Origin of the sequence: Lacinutrix gracilariae (assembly GCF_042684485.1) — a bacterium.
GTDB lineage: Bacteria > Bacteroidota > Bacteroidia > Flavobacteriales > Flavobacteriaceae > Oceanihabitans > Oceanihabitans gracilariae.
Genome location: NZ_JBHULM010000009.1, coordinates 55356 through 72963, shown reverse-complemented (window position 1 = coordinate 72963; position 17608 = coordinate 55356). Strand labels below are relative to the sequence as shown.

Annotated in this window: 18 protein-coding genes; 4 read left to right on the top strand and 14 right to left on the bottom strand. The window is 31.0% G+C overall.

What is annotated here, in order from left to right; genetic code table 11:
* Position 1: 1 nt before the first annotated feature.
* Positions 2-1303 carry a 30S ribosomal protein S12 methylthiotransferase RimO gene (gene rimO, locus ACFSSB_RS06545; protein WP_379902266.1) on the bottom strand — a complete coding sequence of 434 codons (1302 nt, stop codon included), beginning with the start codon at positions 1301-1303 and terminating at the stop codon, positions 2-4.
* 130 nt (positions 1304-1433) lie between these two features.
* Here rimO and ACFSSB_RS06540 point away from each other — a divergent pair, with 130 nt between their 5' ends.
* Positions 1434-2510, top strand: a complete 1077-nt coding sequence (locus ACFSSB_RS06540) for a serine hydrolase domain-containing protein (RefSeq protein WP_379902264.1) — start codon at positions 1434-1436, stop codon at positions 2508-2510.
* A 96-nt stretch (positions 2511-2606) separates the two neighbouring features.
* Here the strand turns inward: ACFSSB_RS06540 and ftsY are convergent, their stop codons facing one another.
* The 8 genes from ftsY to ACFSSB_RS06500 form a co-directional block, all read right to left on the bottom strand.
* Positions 2607-3581: a signal recognition particle-docking protein FtsY gene (gene ftsY / locus ACFSSB_RS06535; protein WP_379902261.1), complete on the bottom strand. Its 975-nt coding sequence runs from the start codon at positions 3579-3581 to the stop codon at positions 2607-2609.
* Positions 3582-3877: 296 nt separating this feature from the next.
* Positions 3878-4030 carry a DUF4295 domain-containing protein gene (locus tag ACFSSB_RS06530; protein ID WP_215967106.1) on the bottom strand — a complete coding sequence of 51 codons (153 nt, stop codon included), beginning with the start codon at positions 4028-4030 and terminating at the stop codon, positions 3878-3880.
* A 38-nt stretch (positions 4031-4068) separates the two neighbouring features.
* A complete protein-coding gene (gene rpmG, locus ACFSSB_RS06525; protein ID WP_379902258.1) occupies positions 4069-4251 on the bottom strand; it encodes a 50S ribosomal protein L33 in 183 nt (60 codons plus the stop codon).
* 25 nt (positions 4252-4276) lie between these two features.
* A complete protein-coding gene (gene rpmB / locus ACFSSB_RS06520; protein ID WP_072351244.1) occupies positions 4277-4513 on the bottom strand; it encodes a 50S ribosomal protein L28 in 237 nt (78 codons plus the stop codon).
* Between the two features lie 75 nt (positions 4514-4588).
* Entirely contained in the window at positions 4589-5842 is a 1254-nt protein-coding gene (locus ACFSSB_RS06515) for a competence/damage-inducible protein A (RefSeq protein ID WP_379902255.1), read from the bottom strand.
* A complete protein-coding gene (locus tag ACFSSB_RS06510; RefSeq protein ID WP_379902253.1) occupies positions 5842-6183 on the bottom strand; it encodes an Hpt domain-containing protein in 342 nt (113 codons plus the stop codon). The genes ACFSSB_RS06515 and ACFSSB_RS06510 overlap by 1 nt, the downstream gene beginning before the upstream one ends.
* Positions 6184-6795, bottom strand: coding sequence for a fumarylacetoacetate hydrolase family protein (locus tag ACFSSB_RS06505; RefSeq protein WP_379902251.1), 612 nt, complete (start codon positions 6793-6795; stop codon positions 6184-6186).
* A gap of 202 nt (positions 6796-6997) precedes the next feature.
* Positions 6998-7774: an exonuclease domain-containing protein gene (locus ACFSSB_RS06500; RefSeq protein ID WP_379902249.1), complete on the bottom strand. Its 777-nt coding sequence runs from the start codon at positions 7772-7774 to the stop codon at positions 6998-7000.
* A 69-nt stretch (positions 7775-7843) separates the two neighbouring features.
* Here ACFSSB_RS06500 and ACFSSB_RS06495 point away from each other — a divergent pair, with 69 nt between their 5' ends.
* Complete coding sequence (locus ACFSSB_RS06495) at positions 7844-8461, top strand: glutaredoxin family protein (protein ID WP_379902247.1); 618 nt, start codon at positions 7844-7846, stop codon at positions 8459-8461.
* A gap of 338 nt (positions 8462-8799) precedes the next feature.
* On the opposite strand, the gene ACFSSB_RS06490 is transcribed toward ACFSSB_RS06495, so the two are convergent.
* The 3 genes from ACFSSB_RS06490 to recR all read right to left on the bottom strand — a co-directional run bounded on the left by ACFSSB_RS06490 (position 8800) and on the right by recR (position 11951).
* Positions 8800-10125: a dihydrolipoamide acetyltransferase family protein gene (locus tag ACFSSB_RS06490; protein WP_379902245.1), complete on the bottom strand. Its 1326-nt coding sequence runs from the start codon at positions 10123-10125 to the stop codon at positions 8800-8802.
* Positions 10126-10227: 102 nt separating this feature from the next.
* On the bottom strand, positions 10228-11325 hold the full coding sequence (locus ACFSSB_RS06485) for a glycosyltransferase family 2 protein (protein WP_379902243.1): 1098 nt from the start codon (positions 11323-11325) through the stop codon (positions 10228-10230).
* 8 nt (positions 11326-11333) lie between these two features.
* Positions 11334-11951, bottom strand: coding sequence for a recombination mediator RecR (gene recR, locus ACFSSB_RS06480; protein WP_379902241.1), 618 nt, complete (start codon positions 11949-11951; stop codon positions 11334-11336).
* Positions 11952-12034: 83 nt separating this feature from the next.
* Here recR and ACFSSB_RS06475 point away from each other — a divergent pair, with 83 nt between their 5' ends.
* A complete protein-coding gene (locus ACFSSB_RS06475) occupies positions 12035-13471 on the top strand; it encodes a sodium:solute symporter (protein ID WP_379902239.1) in 1437 nt (478 codons plus the stop codon).
* Between the two features lie 21 nt (positions 13472-13492).
* Here ACFSSB_RS06475 and ACFSSB_RS06470 read toward each other — a convergent pair whose 3' ends face one another.
* Positions 13493-13855, bottom strand: coding sequence for a CoA-binding protein (locus ACFSSB_RS06470; protein WP_379902237.1), 363 nt, complete (start codon positions 13853-13855; stop codon positions 13493-13495).
* 517 nt (positions 13856-14372) lie between these two features.
* On the bottom strand, positions 14373-15383 hold the full coding sequence (locus ACFSSB_RS06465) for a 3-oxoacyl-ACP synthase III family protein (protein ID WP_379902235.1): 1011 nt from the start codon (positions 15381-15383) through the stop codon (positions 14373-14375).
* A 215-nt stretch (positions 15384-15598) separates the two neighbouring features.
* Here ACFSSB_RS06465 and htpG point away from each other — a divergent pair, with 215 nt between their 5' ends.
* On the top strand, positions 15599-17509 hold the full coding sequence (gene htpG / locus ACFSSB_RS06460) for a molecular chaperone HtpG (protein WP_379902233.1): 1911 nt from the start codon (positions 15599-15601) through the stop codon (positions 17507-17509).
* Positions 17510-17608 lie beyond the last annotated feature (99 nt).

Sequence of the window (17608 nt, the reverse complement as noted above, 5' to 3'; positions counted from 1 at the left end):
CTTAAATCACCTCACCATAAAGGTCAAAGTCTTCTGCTTCTGTAATTTTTACAGTTACAAACTCTGCTGTTTTTAAATAGGTTTTACTTGCGTCTATAAGCACTTCATTATCTACATCTGGACTATCAAACTCGGTTCTACCAACAAAATAGTTTCCTTCTTTTCTATCGATAACTACTTTAAATTCTTCGCCTATTTTTTGTTGATTCAATTCCCAAGAAATTTGCGATTGAATTTCCATAATTTGGTTGGCACGATCTATTTTCACTTCTTCTGGTACATCATCTTCTAAATTAAAAGCATGTGTATTTTCTTCATGCGAATAGGTAAAACAACCCAAACGCTCAAAACGCATGTCTTTGACCCATTGTTTTAATTCTTGAAAATTTTCTTCGGTTTCACCAGGATAACCAACAATTAAGGTAGTTCTTATGGTCATATTTGGTACAGCTTCTCTAAACTGTCCAATAAGTTTTGTGGTTTTTTCTTTAGTAGTACCACGACGCATACTTTTAAGAATATTGTCTGAAATATGTTGCAACGGAATATCTAAATAGTTACAAATTTTTGGCTCACGATTCATAACATCTAGCACGTCTAACGGAAATCCTGTTGGAAATGCATAATGTAAACGTATCCACTCTATACCTTCTACTTTTACTAAAGCTTCAAGAAGTTCAGCAAGGTTACGTTTTTTATATAAATCTAAACCATAATACGTTAAATCTTGTGCTATAAGAATAAGTTCTTTAACACCACTTGCTGCTAATTTTTCTGCTTCAGTAACAAGATCTTCAATAGGTGTACTTTTATGTTTTCCGCGCATTAAAGGAATGGCACAAAAACTACAAGGTCTATCACAACCTTCGGCTATTTTTAAATAGGCATAGTTTTTTGGTGTAGTTGTTAAACGTTCACCAATTAGTTCATGCTTATAATCTGCGCCTAAAGCTTTTAACAATTGAGGTAACTCTGTAGTACCAAAGTACTCATCTACATTAGGAATTTCTTTTTGCAAGTCTGGCTTATACCTTTCAGAAAGACAACCAGTAACAAATACCTTATCTACCTCTCCTGCTTCCTTTTTTTGCATGAAATCTAGAATGGTATTTACACTTTCTTCTTTTGCATTATTAATAAAACCACAAGTATTAATTACAACAACATTTCCTTCTTCTTCATGTACAACTTCTTTGCCACTAGCTTTAAGTTGTCCCATTAACACTTCACTATCATAGACGTTTTTACTACATCCTAAAGTAACCACGTTGATTTTATTTTTTTTAAGCGACTTTGTTCTCATATATACCTTCAAGAAAATGTTCCCGAAATTATGGGATCATTAATTATACTTCTTCTAAAATTCAGGCTGCAAAGATACAACCTTAATTAAACCTTTTATATATTTAAGCATCTTAAATTAAAACAAGCGTATGAAAACTAAAGGATATTTATTATTATTTACACTATTTGGTCTTTTTGCTTGTGCTACATCAGACGAAGTTGTAGAAGAAGATAATAACGATGTGGCTTCTATTTACTTTCCACCTATAGCATCTAATACTTGGGAAACCACTTCTATTTCTGAAATTGGTTGGAATGAAAACAAACTACAAGAGCTACTACAATTTTTAGAAGAAAAAAATACCAAAGGTTTTATCATGCTTTACAACGGAAGAATTGTTGTTGAAGAATATATGAATGACCACACAGCTACTTCTTCTTGGTATTGGGCTAGTGCAGGAAAAACATTAACAGCAACACTAACAGGTATTGCAGCAGATGAAGGTTTGCTAGACATAAACAATAAAGTATCTGATTATTTAGGTATTGGTTGGACGAGTGCTACTACCGAAAAAGAAAATTTAATTACCAACAAACACCTGTTATCTATGAATTCTGGATTAGATGATAGCTTAGGAGACAATGTTGCACCAGAAAACCTACAATACATTGCAGATGCTGGACAACGTTGGGCTTACCATAATGTATATGTAAAACTGCAAGATGTGGTTGCACAAGCAAGCAACCAAACATGGGCTTCTTATTTTAACCAAAAATTAAAGGATAGAATTGGCATGTCTGGAAGCTGGTTACCATTAGCAGACTTAAATGTGTACTGGAGCAACACAAGAAGCATGGCACGTTTTGGTTTACTTATTTCTGCTAACGGAAAATGGAATGACACAGAAATAGTATCGCAAAACTTTTTACAAGAAGCTACCAACACATCACAAAACATCAATAAGGCTTATGGTTATTTATGGTGGCTCAACGGAAAAACAAGTTTTCATTTGCCATCTACACAATTAGAGTTTACAGGTTCTTTAATACCAAATGCACCAAATGATATGTTTGCGGCTTTAGGTAAAAACGATCAAAAAATATATGTAGTACCTAGTAAAAAACTAGTGGTTATTAGAATGGGAGAAGCTGCAGACGACTCTAATTTTGCTCTTTCAAATTTTGATAATGAACTTTGGGAAAAGATAAACGAAGTAACCAATTAAGTTTACATCTACCTTTTATAAACATCTATGAAATAAACACAAAAAAGCCTCAAGAAATTCTTAAGGCTTTTTATTATATCTATTTTAAGTATCTTTTTATTTGAAGAAAGAATCTACAAATTCAAATTTATTAAAGACTTGTAAATCTTCAATACCTTCACCAACACCAATATATTTTACAGGAATTTGAAATTGATCAGAAATACCAATAACCACTCCACCTTTTGCAGTACCATCTAATTTAGTTACTGCTAAACTTGTTACCTCTGTAGCTGCTGTAAACTGTTTTGCTTGCTCAAAAGCATTTTGTCCTGTAGAGCCATCTAATACTAAAAGCACGTCATGAGGAGCATCTCCTACAACTTTTTGCATGACACGTTTTACTTTAGTAAGCTCATTCATTAAGTTAATTTTGTTGTGTAAACGTCCTGCAGTATCTATAATAATAACATCTGCATCTTGATTAACACCAGACTCTAAAGCATCAAAAGCAACAGAAGCAGGATCACTACCCATTTCTTGACGTATCATTGGTACATCTACACGATCTGCCCAAACTTGTAACTGGTCTATTGCTGCTGCTCTAAAAGTATCTGCAGCACCTAAAACAACTTTTAGTCCTTGCTTTTTAAATTGGTAAGCCAATTTACCTATGGTTGTAGTTTTACCAACTCCGTTAACACCAACTACCATTAATACGTATGGTGTTTTACGACCATTTTCTTGTTTTGGTAATTGCGGAATTACGTATTCTGTTTCTTCTCCAGAATTAGTTTCACTTAATAATGCAGCAATTTCTTCACGAAGAATTCTATTTAGCTCATCTGTACCTAAATATTTATCTTTTGCTACTCTTGCCTCTATACGTTCTATAACTTTTAATGTAGTATTTACACCTACATCACTAGAGACTAATACTTCTTCAAGATTATCTAACACAGCATCATCTACTTTAGATTTTCCTGCTACTGCTTTACTTAGTTTACCTAAAAAGCTTGTGCTAGATTTTTCTAAACCTTTGTCTAGAGTTTCTTTTTTATCTGAAGAAAATATTTTTTTAAAAAAGCTCATACCTATTTTATTGTTTGTTATTTAGTTATGAAGTTGTTACTTCATCTATTTCTGCGTTAAGGGTTACTGCCATTCAACTATACTTCCATAGTCTTCCTTTATACTTTTTCTATAAAAGGATATAGCGGAAAGCCTGACTTCTCGATGGTAATCAAGAATATAACGCCATAATTATTATAACAATAGTCGCGCCTTTTTTAGGTTACTGAAAAATTGTCATTATTATGAAATGTAAATATAAAACAAAAGCCGCTTTCTTTATGAAAGCAGCTTTAAAATATCTTTTTAAAGTAAACTTATTTTTTTGCTAAAAAATCGTTTACTAAATCTGGTGCCATTACAGACTCAACAAACATGTAAGCTCCTGTTTTTGGAGACTTAACCATCTTTATTGCTTTTGTTAATCTTTTAGATCCTGTTTGTAATGATGCTACGGATTTCTTTGCCATGACTTAATGCTTTTATAAGATTTATAAAAAATCTTTAATTATTTAATCTCTTTATGAACAGTCATTCTCTTTAAGATAGGATTGAATTTTTTAATTTCCATTCTATCCGGAGTGTTCTTTTTATTTTTTGTTGTAATGTAACGAGAAGTTCCTGGTTTACCAGACTCCTTGTGCTCTGTACACTCTAAAATTACCTGTACTCTATTGCCTTTTCTTGCCATTTTCTTAAACTTTTAAATGAGGCTATTATTTAATAAAACCTTTGGTTCTTGCTTCTTTTAATGCAGCAGATATACCTATTTTATTAATAGTTTTTAATGCTGATGTAGATATCTTTAATGTAATCCACTTATCTTCTTCAGGAATAAAGAAACGTTTTTTGATTAAATTAGCATCAAACGTGCGTTTAGTTTTATTCATTGCGTGAGACACGTTGTTTCCAACCATTGCCTTCTTCCCTGTAAGTTCACAAACTCTTGACATTGTTCTAAATGTATTATTGTTATTTCAAAACGAGGTGCAAATATACAAAATCTTTACGTTTAGACAATCATATTTTTATCTATTTTTAAAAATTTCTTTTTTTAACAGCTCTAAAGCCTTATTCACGGCTCTATTTATCACCTTTTCTCTAGGTTTACCAAATGTAAATTTTTGAGAATAAACGGTATTTTTTGTTGCAATTGCAATAAAAACAGTCCCAATTTCTTCTTTGGTATTGTCTTTTGTTGGTCCTGCATTTCCTGTTGTTGCTATAGCAAAATCTGTATTAAAAATTTGTAAAACATTTCTTGCCATAGTTTCTGCTACTTCTGCACTTACTACGGAATGTTTTGCTATAAGCGTTTCTGGCACCTTTAAAACGTTTATTTTTATTTCTTCGGTATAACTAACTATACTTCCTTTAAAGTACGAGGAAGCACCTGCATGCGCTGTAATGTTTTCTGCTATTTTTCCGCCAGTACAACTTTCTGCTGTTGCCAATGTTAGCTTAGCTGCACTTAATTTTTTAGCTATTAAAGCTTCAAGAGATTCTTCTTGATCTTCATAACCTGTAAAATACTCTTGTATTTGCGGAAGTAGTAAATTAATTTGATGGTCTACTTCTTTTGTTATTTCTTCTTTTACATTTCCTTTTGCTGAAAGACGCAAGCGCACTTTTCCTAAATTAGGTAAATACGCTAATTTTATATGTTTTGGTAAATTATCTTCCCAAGTTTCTATTTTTTCAGCTAAATTACTTTCTCCTATTCCGTAGGTAAGTAAGGTTTTATGAAGAATATACGGAAACTTATATTTTTTACGAAGTCTTGGTATTACCTCTTCCTGTATTAAGGCTTTCATTTCAAAAGGTACTCCAGGAAGCGAGATAAACGTTTTATTTTCTTTTTCTAGCCACATTCCTGGTGCACTACCCACTTTATTCATTAAAGCTGTAGCCTTGCTTGGTATTAAGGCTTGATCAATATTAAGCTGCGAAAGTGGTTGTTTTATATAGTTTTTCCAGAGGGTTTCTATATTTTTTAAAACCGATGCGTCTTGCACTAGTGTATCTTGAAAATAAGTAGCAATGGTATTTTTTGTAATATCATCTTTTGTAGGACCCAATCCTCCTGTAAGGATAATGATATCAGCGTTTTCTTCTGCTTCTTTTAATGATTTTAAAATATGCGCTGTATCATCTTGTACCGAAGTTATTTGGTATACAGATACTCCTATTTTATTTAATTGTTGCGCTATAAATGCCGAATTAGAGTCTACAATTTGGCCAATTAGGATTTCATCTCCTATGGTTATTATTTCTGCTTGCATTATAAATTAAAATCAGAACGAATTTCATTAGAAGCCTGCTCAATGGCTGCAAGAACTATTTCTAGTTTAGGAATTATATTTATTTCCTTTTTCTCATATTTTCCCCAATCTTGAACTTCTATTAAATCTTCAAGCACACCTAACTCAAACATATCAATGGTTGGTTTCATTTTGTGTGCGGTTTGATAGGTTGCTAGGTGATTGTTATTTTCAACAGCCTCTTTTAATATTTTTGCATCAGCAGGAACTTCTTCTAAAAAAGTTTGTGCTAGTACATTAATAAAATCCTGATCTCCGTCTGCTAATTCACGAACTCTAAATAATTTGTAATGTTGTTCCATTTATTTTACTGTTATTGAAAACATTTGCGTGTTTTCTATACATCCTATAAGTTTATCATTTGCATCAACCTTGCCAACACCTGCTGGTGTTCCCGTAAATATAATATCTCCTATCTTTAAAGTGAAATATTTTGATACATATTCTATAATTTCGTCAATTTTCCATAGCATATGGCTTGTATTCCCTTTTTGCACTATAGTTTCATTTTTTTGAAGCGAGAAATTTAAATTATCTACATCTTGAAACTGTGTTTTACCTAACCAATCTCCTATTACTGCAGCACCATCAAAAGCTTTTGCTTTTTCCCAAGGAAGTCCTTTTTCTTTTAATTGCTTTTGTAAGTCTCTTGCTGTAAAATCAATTCCTAGTCCTATTTGGTCGTAATACTTATGTGCAAACTTTTTTTGAATGTGTTTACCTACTTTATTAATTTTTACAAGAATTTCTACTTCATGATGTACATCATTAGAGAAATCTGGAATAAAAAACGGTTGTTTTTTCAACAATATAGCTGTATCTGGCTTTAAAAACACAACAGGATCTGTTGGTTTTTCGTTTTCTAATTCTTTTATATGCTCTGTGTAGTTTCTACCTATGCAGATTAATTTCATTGAAAATATTTAATTTTCATTTCCGCTGTAACGGAAATCTTATTTATTTTTATTTATAAATCTAGAATAACAAAACGTATGCTATTACTAGCTTACCATCTTATTCTTTCATCTACACCTAATTTTTAACCTCTATTTACATGGTTTTACCATATGCAAATGATACTTTAATAAGCTTGTTAAAAAAAAGAAAAACTAAACTCTAGCTTAGTTTATTATTAAAAGTACTTAGTTTAATGGCTGTAAGTACTTTTTTAGTGTATAAAGGAAAATCTGCATTTAACAACCAACCAAAATATCCTGGCTCATCATTTAACACGTCTAAAACACGTTTGTTTTTATGTTTTCCAAAGGAAAAACACTCTTCTCCATTTTTGTTAAATATAAGAAATCCTGCAAAGTCTGCAAACTTTTTTCGTGAGCTAAAATCTGCTAAAAATTTGGTGTCATTTTCTAAGCTATCGTATTTTTCTATTTGTGCTTTTAGCACTTCAAATGTAGCATTAGTATCTGCAGCTGCGCTATGTGCATCTGTTAAATCTTTATTGCAGTAAAACTTATATGCAGCAACTAATGTACGTTGTTCCATTTTATGAAAAATAGTTTGTACATCTACAGAAACTCTATTTTTCATATCAAAATCTACTTCTGCTCGAAGCATTTCTTCTGCTAAAAGAGGTATATCAAAACGGTTAGAATTAAATCCGCCTAAATCTGCATCTTTAATAACATTATTAATTTCTTTAGCTAGCTCTTTAAAGGTAGGTTTATCTGCTACATCTTTATCTGAAATACCATGAATTGCTGTAACCTCAGCAGGTATTGGCATTTCTGGATTTACTAACCAGGTTTTACTTTCTTCTTTTCCGTCTGGATACACTTTTAATATAGCTATTTCAACTATTCTATCTTTAGATATATTTACGCCTGTTGTTTCTAAATCGAAAAAACAAATTGGTTTTGTTAAGTTTAAATTCATTTCATTAATATGCTTTATACAAATATACTTTTAATTATATTTATCTTATTTTTTAATTGACACCAAATAATGAAAAATTTTACATTTTGCTATTTATTCTTTTTTATATCTGTATTAAGTTTTGCTCAAAACAACCACACACATATTTCTATTGAAAAAAAAGAGTCTAAAAAAAAAGTAGAAGTATTCGCTGTTAATTCTAGTAGCACTGACTATGAGCTTTTTTTAAAAATTAACGCTACAGGCTTTAGAAAAATAGCCAATAACACTTTTACCAAAGTAATACCTGCCAACTCTAAAGTACAAATGGTTACGCTTTTAAAGATTTCTGAAGTAAACAACATCAGTTTTGGTATGATTGTAAGTGAAATAGAACAAGAAAAACAAGCCAATGCTATTACTTTTACTTTTGCAGAAGACAAAAAAAACAAACCCGTTATTCTTTTTGTTAAAGATTATTGCGATTTATGTGAAAACACCATTAAATTATTTAGCGATAATAATATAATACACACTATTTATAATATTGACGAAGACCTAGAGTACTATCAAAAAGTTCAACAAGAACTTTTAAACCGTAAAAACGACAAGACCTCACTAGTACCTATTATAGAAATTGAAGATTCTATTTACAACAGATTAACAGATAGAAATAAATTAATACAAGCACTAAAAAATCACTACTAGTTTGAAACATTTACGACTCTGCATATATACCTTATTATTTAGCATCTGCACTTAAGCACAAAAGGATCATAAATTTGTTAGTATACAAGAGAAAGTCTCTAGAAAACGTGTAGACCTTTTTGCGGTAAATACTAATGATATTTCTTATGATGTTTTTTTTAAAGTGAAAGCAATAGGATACCGAAGAAGTAGCGCTAGACCAATAATAAGATTAGCTATCGAGAAATAAAAATTAATCAGGATTTTACTTATTTATTGCATTTATTAAAAGAATTTAAAAACAAAAAGCGCAATTTAAATTGCGCTTTTTTTTATTTTATTCTACTTGTAGTAATAAACTATATCTCTCTATTGCTATCCCAATCTTCAAGATAATCTTTAACAGCTTTTATAAATTGTCCTCCTAATGCTCCGTTAACAACTCTATGATCATAAGAGTGTGACATTATCATTTTGTAGCGTATACCAATAAAATCTCCTTCAGGTGTTTCAATAACCGCAGGCATTTTACGTATAGCACCTAATGCTAGAATACCAACTTGTGGTTGATTAATTATAGGAGTTCCCATGATACTTCCAAAAGTACCAACATTAGTAACTGTATAAGTTCCGCCTTGTATATCGTCTGGTTTTAAGTTGTTTGTACGCGCTTTGTTAGCTAAGCTATTAACTTGTTTTGTCATACCAACAAGATTTAATTGATCTGCATTTTTAATTACAGGAACAATTAAATTACCATCTGGTAAAGCAGCAGCCATACCAAGGTTAATATTTTTCTTTTTAACAATAGTATCTCCTTGAATAGAAATATTAAGCATCGGGAAATCACGAAGCGCTTTAGCTACAGCCTCCATAAAAATTGGCGTAAAAGTTAAATTTTCGCCTTCACGTTTCATGAAACCATCTTTTACTTTCTTTCTCCAGTTCCATATTTTAGTTACATCTGCTTCAATAAAACTTTGCACGTGTGCACTTTTTTGAACAGACTCTACCATATGATGTGCAATAATTTTGCCCATTCTTGTCATTTCAATAATTTCATCTTCACCATTTGAAATAACAGGAGCTGTCGCTGCTTTTGCAGGTTTATTTTTAACAGGAGCTACACCATTAGCTGCTGCTGGAGCAACTGCTTTATTAGGTTGTGCACCTCTAGTATCTAAATAAGATAAAATATCATTTTTAGTAACACGTCCTTCTTTTCCTGTTCCAGGAATGGCATCTAGCTCTGCTTGAGCAATACCTTCTTTTTTTGCAATGTTTTTAACTAAAGGAGAATAAAAACGTTCACCACTAGTTATTACAGGAGCTGCTGTTTCTTGAGCAGCAACAACTGTTTGTGCTACTTCTGCTGCTACTTGCGCAGGAGCTTCTTCTTTTTTTGTTTCTTGTTTTGGAGCTGCAGTTGTAGTAGAAGCATCTGCTTCTGTTTCTATAATAGCAATAGTTTGCCCAACCTGCACAACATCATCAACATTAAATAGTATTTCAACCAAAACACCATCTACTTCACTAGGCACTTCGCTATCTACTTTATCTGTAGCAATTTCTAATATTGCCTCATCTTCTTCAATAGTATCTCCAACTTGTTTTAACCATGAGGTAATTGTTGCTTCTGCAACACTCTCTCCCATTTTAGGTAATTTTAGTTCAAATTTTGCCATATTTATAATCTAAGCCTTAGTTTTTATTTGTGTTTTGCAAAATTAATAAAAAACGAACGAATTCATTCAATATTCATTAACTTTTAACAATCCTTTATTGTATTAAAAATGAAGAATTTCTCCACGATTTTGTGAATCGTTGCTTCCGATGATAAAATTAGAGCTTTTCGGAATAATTTTAAAAGTATGTGTATTATTTTTTTGTAATTGTAAAAAATACCCAATAATTTCTTTATAACTCAAGGTGTTAGCATCAAAAACAACTTCAGCATTTGGTTTTATATTTTTTACATCGTTTACTTTATACGCTTGAAAAGGTAGTTTTTTTATAAAACTAAGATCTTCATTATAGGTAAAAACAGCATAATTATTTATTGTTTTTAGTTCTATAGTGGACGCTTTTCTAAATCGTATAGCAAACTCAATACCTAACCACACTAAAGTATCAAAAACAACATTACTTTTAAAATGTTTCATGTAAAAAATCTGCATAGCTCCATAAAACCTTTTTGCATACTCAGCATCTTTTAAGGTGCTTTCTCCTTTGTAATGTATAATGGTAGTTTCTCCAAAATAAAAATTTTGATATCCTGCCTTTAATATTTTATAAGATAAATCTACATCTTCACCATACATAAAATAATCTTCATCAAAACCATTGACTTCATTATACACCTCTTTTTTTAAAAACATAAAGGCACCAACAAGAATGTCTGTTTCACCAACTTCTTCTTCTTGTAAATTATTATTATAATAATTTTTAGCATAACCAATCATTTTTTGAATGGCTACCTTTACCACAGGTATATTACGTTTACTTTCTGGAAGATAATTTCCGCTACCATCAATTAACCTGCAAGCTACTGCACCTAACTGTTCTTGTTGCTCTGCAAATTTTAAAATTTTAGAAAAAGTATCTTCTGCTACTACCACATCTGGATTTAAAATACAAATGTATTCGCCTTTAGCTTGAGCTACACCAATATTATTTCCTTTTGAAAATCCTGAATTTTCTTTATTTTCAATAAGTTTTACATTTGGATACTTTTGCTTTACCATTGCACAACTATCATCTGCCGATAGATTATCTACTACAATAATTTCTGCATCTAAATTTGTAATGGCTGCTTGCACACTTTGTAGACATAGATCTAAAAAATAGCGAACGTTATAGTTTAATATGATTATGGAGAGTTTCAAATAAATAGTTACGATTTTAAAGAAGCTTCAAACGGAATTCTGTTAATAATACTTCTTCCTAGCGTTATTTCATCTGCATATTCTAACTCATCACCTACAGAAATTCCTCGTGCTATTGTAGATGTTAGCACATTATAGTCTTTAATTTGTTTAAAAATATAAAAATTGGTAGTATCGCCTTCCATAGTAGAACTTAAAGCAAAAATAAGTTCTTTTACCTGTCCTGATTTTACTTTTTCTACTAAAGATACTACGTTTAAATCATGAGGACCAATACCATCCATAGGTGAAATTTTTCCGCCTAAAACATGATATAAACCTCTAAAAGAACTTGTGTTTTCTATAGCCATAACGTCTTTAACATCTTCTACAACACAAATTAATTCTTGATTTCTGTGTGGATTTGCGCAAATTTCGCATAAATCTACATCACTAATATTATGGCAAGATTTACAAAACTTAATTTGAGTACGCATATTCTCTAATGCTTTAGAAAGTTTTAGTGTCTGTTCTTCAGGCTGTCTCAACAGATGTAAAACCAAACGTAAAGCCGTACGCTTACCAATACCTGGTAATTGCGACATTTCATTTACTGCGTTTTCTAATAGTTTTGATGAAAATTCCATGGTTGCGAATTTAATATTTATTATCTAGTTGTTTAAGAATCTTTTTAAGTAATTTGTATTTTGCCCTCTTTTAAATAACATTTATGTCTGCTACTCAAATCATTTTACTCATAGCATCCTATTTTGGTGTGCTTATTTTAATCTCTTATTTAACAGGAAAAAAAACTGGTAACGACGCCTTTTTTAAAGGCAATAAACAATCTCCTTGGTATGTAGTTGCTTTTGGTATGATTGGAGCATCACTTTCTGGTGTAACGTTTATTTCTGTTCCTGGTTGGATTGAAGCTTCGCAGTTTAGCTACATGCAAGTAGTTTTAGGATACATTGTTGGGTATTTGGTTATTGGTACAGTTTTGCTTCCTTTATATTACAAATTAAACCTCACCTCTATTTACACCTATTTAGAAGAACGTTTTGGTAATTACTCATATAAAACTGGCGCTTCCTTTTTTATAATATCTAGAATAGTTGGTGCGAGTTTTAGGTTGTTTTTAGTAGCTAACGTATTACAAATTATATTATTTGATGAACTAGGCATAGAATTTTGGCAAACCGTTACCATAACAGTACTTTTAATTTGGCTTTACACCTTTAAATCTGGTATAAAAACAATAGTATGGACAGACACCTTACAAACCTTATTTATGCTTATTGCTGTAGGAGTTACCATCTATTTTGTAAGTGATGCCTTAGGTTTAAGTGGAAATAATATTCTTGGTTTTGTATTAGATAGCGATTTAAGTAAAACCTTTTATTTTGACGATTTTAAATCTGGAACCTATTTTTGGAAACAATTTATTTCTGGAGCATTTATAGCTATTGTAATGACAGGTTTAGACCAAGATATGATGCAAAAAAACCTAACCTGCAGAACCTTAAAAGATGCACAAAAAAACATGTTTTGGTTTACTATTGTGTTAACTGTTGTAAACTTTATCTTTTTAAGTTTAGGACTACTTTTAACAGTATATGCACAACAAAACGGAATTGATGCACATAAAGATGACCTCTTTCCTTTGCTTGCAAAAAACCATTTAGGATTTGGTGTTTTTATATTTTTCTTATTAGGATTAATTGCTGCGGCTTACAGTAGTGCAGACTCTGCATTAACCTCACTAACTACTTCATTTAGTATTGATATTTTAGATATTGAAAAAAAACATAGCCCAGAAAAACAAGTACGTATTAGAAAACGTATTCATGTTTTAATTTCTATTATTTTAATTTTAGTAATAATCTCTTTTAAATATGTAATTAAAGATGCTAGTGTTATTGCTAAACTATTTGTATTTGCAGGCTATACTTATGGTCCTCTTTTAGGTCTTTACGCCTTTGGTTTATTTACAAAATGGAACATAAAAGATAAGTTTGTGCCTATAATAGCCATTCTATCTCCTATTGTATCTTATATCATTAGTGTGAATAGCTTAAAATGGTTTGGATTTGAATTTGGATTCTTTATCTTAATTATAAACGGTTTATTAACCTTTTTAGGATTAGTATTAATTAAGAAAAAATAAGTTCTACTATTGGCTTTCGGTTTAATATTGATTGGTAGAAAGCAACACCAAAGTACAAGAAGCTTCAAAAGCTATATTGTTTTCTTTTAACAGAGTATAAAATTCAGGATTTTCGGTGCCTGGATTAAATATAACGCGCTTAGGTTTTAAAGAAATTATATAATTATAATACGCTTTTTGTCTTTCAGGATTTACATACAAGGTAACCGTATGTATATCTTTATAATCTTTTAATTCTGTATCTATTTGCACCTTGGCTTCTTCTCCTTCTTTTAAGCCAAACGCAACAGTATCTTGTTTGTAGTTTACTAATTTACGTAATGCCATATTAGAGTATCGATTTGGTTTTAATGATGCTCCAAATACTAATGTTTTTTTATTCATGTGTTAAAATGCTGTTAAGTACAATTAATAAAGTAACAAATCTAAAAAATAGTCGTCTATACTAGTACAAACTAACAAGTTTAAAAAAGAGGTTACAAAGTAAACAAATACATTTAATAACCTTCATAATAGTAAATGGTTAGTGTTAATATGTGGTTATTAAATAAGAAAACCCAAGGTGTCATCACCTTGGGTTTTTGTTTTTTCTTACAACAACTGTTAAATTTTGTTAAATACTGAAAATCAACACAATAAACAACAATAATTACGTTTTAAATATACAACTACCAACTATTATATTTTGTTTGAATTAGTCTTTTAATAATATTTAATTGAAGTGGTTGTTACTTATTTTAACAACAAGAAAAAATCCGAATTTGCTAAGTATTCGGATTTTTTTATAACTGCGTTTATAAAGCAAAGTAAAATAGTTTGCTATTTTAAATTACTTCAATAACAAACCTCAACTTATACATCAAGGTTTGTTATTAAATATGTTTTCTACTTTGGTAGTTATTTACCATTTTAAAATAACACTTCCCCAAGTAAAACCACTACCAAAAGCGGCTAACACAACGGTGTCTCCTTCTTTTACTTTTCCTTCTTCCCAAGCTTCGGTTAAAGCAATAGGTATAGATGCTGCAGTAGTGTTTCCGTATTTTTGAATATTATTAAATACCTGGTCATCACTTAAACCAAACTTTTTCTGAATAAACTGTGCTATTCGTAAGTTTGCCTGATGTGGTATTAACATATCTATAGCTTCTTTATCTAAATTGTTTTTTGCCAAGCCTTCCATAATCACTTCACTAAATCGAACTACTGCATTTTTAAATACAAATTGTCCGTTCATATGCGGAAAATAGCTTTCATCATCAGCATCATTATCTGCTAAAATATCAGTTACCCAACGTTTTCCCATTCCTGGTGCAACAAGCACCAACTCTTCTGCATGTTCTCCTTGACTATGTAAATGCGTAGACAAAATACCTTTGGTAGTATCTTCTTCTCTAGTTAAAACAGCAGCTCCTGCTCCATCACCAAAAATTACAGATACACCTCTTCCTCTTGTAGTTTTATCTAAACCATGAGAATGTACTTCACTACCAATAACAAGAACATTTTTATACATTCCTGTTTTAATAAAATTATCTGCAACAGCAATAGCATATACAAATCCTGAGCATTGGTTTCTTACATCTAGAGCTCCAACGGTTTTAATATCTAAAGCATGTTGTACTTGCACTCCTGGTCCAGGAAAATACATATCAGGACTTAAGGTTGCAAAAACAATAAAATCGATATCATCCTTATCTATGCCTGCTCTTTCTATTGCAATTTTAGCAGCTTTCACTCCCATAGTTGCTGTGGTATCACCAGATCCTGGTTTTACCCAACGTCTTTCTTTTATTCCTGTTCTTTCGGTTATCCAGGCATCATTAGTATCCATCATTGTAGACAAATCTTCATTTGTAACCACATTGTCTGGCACGTATTTACCTAAACCTATTATTTTTGAATTGTACATATAGTGCTATTAATTTTACGGTGCGCAATTTAACCATTTACAACTAACAAATTTTTAAACGCAATCGTATTCGTTATGCATGCATAGTATAATAACAAATGTCACTTTGTCACTTTTATAGTATTGGCATTTTTGTTGCCTTGCTTTGTTTAACATTATAAATATCAAATTAATCAGATTCCTGTATTTACTGGAATAAAAAAATAATTTAAATTATGTCAAAAGGAAAAATTAATGTTTCGGTAGAAAACATCTTCCCTTTAATCAAGAAATTTTTATATAGTGATCACGAAATCTTTTTACGTGAGCTAATTAGTAATGGTACAGATGCTACTTTAAAGCTGAAACACTTAACAAGCATTGGAGAATCTAAATCTGAGTACGGAAATCCTAAAATTGAAGTAAAAATCGATAAAGAAGGTAAAAAGCTTCATATTATAGATCAAGGTTTAGGAATGACAGCTGAAGAAGTTGAAAAATACATCAACCAAGTTGCTTTTTCTGGAGCTGAAGAATTTTTAGATAAATACAAAGACTCTGCAAAAGATTCTGGTATTATTGGACATTTCGGATTAGGTTTTTACTCGGCATTTATGGTTGCTGAAAAAGTAGAAATCATTACTAAATCACATAAAGACGAACCTGCTGCACATTGGACATGTGATGGTTCTCCTGAGTTTACTTTAGAAGCTTCAGACAAAACAGACAGAGGTACAGAAATTATACTACATATTGCAGATGACTCTACTGAGTTTTTAGAAGAAGCACGTATTGGTAGCTTACTTTCTAAGTATAACAAGTTTATGCCTATTCCTATTAAATTTGGAACTAAAGAAATTGACGATCCAGACCATACACCTGCTACAACTAAAGATGCGGAAGGAAAAGAAACTACAGAACCTCAGAAAAAAATTACTGTAGACAACATTATTAATAATCCTAATCCAGCTTGGACCAAACAACCTTCTGAATTAGAAGATGCAGACTACAAGAATTTTTACAGAGAGTTGTATCCTGCACAATTTGAAGAACCTTTATTCAACATTCATTTAAATGTAGACTATCCGTTTAACCTTACAGGAATCTTGTATTTCCCTAAGATGACTAATGATTTAAACGTACAAAAAGATAAAATTCAACTATACCAAAACCAAGTATTTGTTACAGATAATGTAGAAGGTATTGTACCAGAATTTTTAACGATGTTACGTGGTGTAATTGACTCTCCAGATATTCCGTTAAACGTATCTCGTTCTTATTTACAAGCAGATGGTGCTGTAAAAAAGATTTCGTCTTACATTACTAGAAAAGTTGCAGATAAATTAAAGTCCTTATTTAACGCAAATCGTGAAGATTTTGAAGCAAAATGGGATGATATTAAAATTGTAATTGAATACGGAATGCTTTCTGAAGAAAAATTCTTTGAAAAAGCAGATGCATTTGCATTATATCCAACAGTAGATGGTAAACATTATACATACGAAGAGTTATTCAATAAAATAAAAGCTAAACAAACCGATAAAGATGACAAACTTGTTATTCTTTACGCTTCAAATAAAGACGAACAACACAGTTATATTGAAGCAGCAAAAGCTAAAGGTTATGAAGTTTTATTACTAGACTCTCCTATTGTTTCGCATTTAATTCAGAAATTAGAAAGCACTAAAGAAAACATTTCTTTTGCTCGTGTAGATGGAGATCATATCGATAACTTAATCAAGAAAGAAGATACTACCATTTCTAAATTAAGCGAAGATGAAACCAAAGCTTTAGATGAATTATTAAAAGAAGTAATTCCTGCTGAAAAATTTTCAGTACAATTAGAAGCTATGGATAGCACAGCATCTCCATTTATGATTACGCAACCAGAATTTATGCGTAGAATGAAAGAAATGCAACAAACTGGTGGAGGCGGAATGAACATGTTTGGTAACATGCCAGAAATGTACAACCTTATTGTAAACACAAATTCTGAATTGGTTGGTGAAATTTTAAGTACTAAAACCAAAAAGAAACAAGAACGTTTAATTACTCAAAGTTTAGACTTAGCAAGACTTTCTCAAGGATTATTAAAAGGAGAAGAGCTAACTAACTTTATTAAACGTAGTTACGAAATGATCAAGTAAGCTATACACAAGTCTCTTAAACAAAAGAGTACTTTATACTTATCACCCATAAAAACCACCTTAAAAGGTGGTTTTTTTTTGTTTCTAACTTATGCTTTT